This is a genomic window from Kitasatospora sp. NPDC007106 (assembly GCF_040634455.1).
GTDB classification, from domain to species: Bacteria; Actinomycetota; Actinomycetes; order Streptomycetales; family Streptomycetaceae; genus Kitasatospora; species Kitasatospora arboriphila.
The window spans coordinates 1-2,300 of sequence record NZ_JBEYFP010000890.1; the positions used below are offsets into that span (position 1 = coordinate 1).

Consider the following 2,300-nt stretch of genomic DNA (forward strand, 5'->3'; position numbering starts at 1 on the left):
CAGTCCCCCTGCCCGGCCGCACCCGTGCAGGAATCAGCCCGGCTGACGTCAGGTCAGGCCGATGCGGCGGGCGGTCTGCTCGCCCCGCTGCATGTGCTGGTGGGCGCCGTCCCCCAGTTCGCCGATGATCCCGGCCACCACCGTCTCCACGACGGCGAGCGTGGGCACCAGGCTGTCGTAGGGCGAGGGCGCCCCGACCTGGCTGGAGAGCACGACCTCGGCCTGGGTGCTGACGGGCGACAGCCAGGTGTCGGTGAAGAGCACGACGCGCCCGCCGGCCTCGCGGACGAGTTCCGCCACGGTGACCTTGTCGTCCTCGTAACGGCGGTAGTCGAAGACCACGAGGACGTCGCGCCGGCCCAGGGCGGCGAGGTGCGCGGTGCGCTCGACCGGCCGGTCCGGGAGGAAGCGCACGTCGTCGCGCATCTGCATCAGGTGAAGGCCCAGGTACTGGGCGAAGAGGTGGCTGAAACGGCCGCCGACGAGGGTGACGCGGCGCTTGGGGTCGGCGAGCAGTTGGACGGCCCGTTCGAGGTCGTGGGGCGTGACCTCGGCCAGGGTGCGGTCCACCGCCGCGGTGAAGACCTCCCGGCCCCGGGCGAGCAGGCCGGCCGGCCCGCTCGGCTCGCCCTGCCCGGCTTCGGCGGAGGAGCCGTACTTCCCCGCGGCGTACAGGGTGAGCGGGGAGGCCTGGCGCTCGTCCAGTTCGGCCCGCAGCGCGGCCTGGAAGTCCGGGAATCCGCGGTAGCCGAGCCGGTTGACGAAACGGATCACGGTGGGGGCGCTGACGTCCGCCCGCTCCGCGAGGGTGGCGATGGTCTCGAAGCCGGCCGCGGGCCAGCCCGCGAGCAGGACCCGGCCGACCTTGCGCTCGGCAGGGCTGCACTCGCCGAGCCTTTGCCGGATGTCTTCGGCGAGCGTGACGGGGGCCATGGTCGGGTCCTTTCCCGGGCGGGAATCGGGTCGGTCGGAGTGCGTGATCCCCGCAGCCTAGCGAAACGCCAGGCCGCGGGGATCAGCCGTGCGGGTCGGTCAGCGCTCGGCGGGGCCGATGCCGACGGTCAGGTCGGCGAGGGACGCGGTGGTGGTGCCGTCGTCCGTCCAGGCCCGGGTGTCGCCGCGCCTCTCGAAGCGGACCGCGAACGCCGGACCGGTCTCGTAGGTGGTGGCCGTGGCGGTGCGCTGGGCGGTGGTCGCGGTCAGCGCCCGGGCGGTGCCGGAGAAGCCGTAAGGGACGCCGTCGGGGTTGTCGACGGAGCAGAAGACGTCGTGGTCGGCCGGAACGGGTGCGTCGGTGGCGGCCGTGAGCGGACGCCGGCCGGCGGCCGGCTGGACCTGCCAGGTGCGGGGCCGGTAGCGGTCGCCGCGGGTCAGGTAGCTGTAGCGCACTCCCTCGATGCTCCAGCGGCCCGCGACGGTGCGGGTCCGGGCCCGGCGCAGGTCGAAGACGGACACGCCGTGGGTACCCAGGACGCGCAGGGACTCGTTCCGGCCGCCGGTGTGCTCGACCTCGACGGCGGTGTTCTCGTCGAGCGCGAAGACGCGGTCGTGGTTGGTGTCGGCGGCGAGGCGGATCGCGCGGCCTTCGCGGCCGTAGGTCCCGGTGTGGGTGTCCAGCAGGCCGGAGCCGAAGAAGCCGAAGCCGCCGGCGGGGACGTAGCCGAGTCGGGTGGCGTCGTCGAAGTAGCCGGGGGCGCTGCCGTCGCGCAGGGCCTGGTAGCTGTCGCCGCCGCTGACCATGTCGGGGCCGGAGGCGATCTGGGCGCCGGCGCTGGATCCGGCGACGACCGCGCCGGCCGCCAGTTTGGCACGGATCGCGGCGAGCACCCTGGAGTCGGTGTGGGCGTCGCCGTGGAGCAGGCTGGTGAGGTAGCGGTACTGGTCGCCGCCGCCGAAGAAGAAGCCCGTCATCGACTCGACCTGGGCGACGGCCGCGTCGGAGTCGGCGGCGGCGACGTGCTCGATGTCGACGGGGATCCACTGGGCGTCGGCGGCGCCGTGGCGCTTGAAGAGGCCGGCGTAGTACGCGCCGTTGCAGACCGAGTTGGAGCAGCGCTCGGGGTCGGCCGCGTCGGGGTCCTGGCTCTCGGGCACGGATGCGGCGGTCAGGACGCCGATGCGGGCGCGGCCCGCTCCGCCGGCCTTGGTGATGATCTCGCCGTAGATCTCGGCGTTGTCGTCCTTCAGGCCGCCACCGACGAGGATCAGTGTTCCGCCGTCCGGCCGGGTGTGGGCCCGGGCGGCCGGGGCCGTGGTCGCCGCCAGGACGACGGCGGCGGCGAGAGCGAGGGCCGCGCGGC

At 74.3% G+C, this 2,300-nt stretch carries 2 protein-coding genes; both read right to left on the bottom strand.

Translation table 11 applies throughout. The annotated features are described in order from the left end of the window. Positions 1–48: 48 nt before the first annotated feature. Positions 49–933: a MurR/RpiR family transcriptional regulator gene (locus ABZ641_RS33685; protein WP_344622325.1), complete on the bottom strand. Its 885-nt coding sequence runs from the start codon at positions 931–933 to the stop codon at positions 49–51. 99 nt (positions 934–1,032) lie between these two features. Next, positions 1,033–2,300, bottom strand: a 1,268-nt coding sequence (locus tag ABZ641_RS33690; protein WP_359988079.1) for a cyanophycinase, incomplete at its 5' end; no start/stop codon positions are given.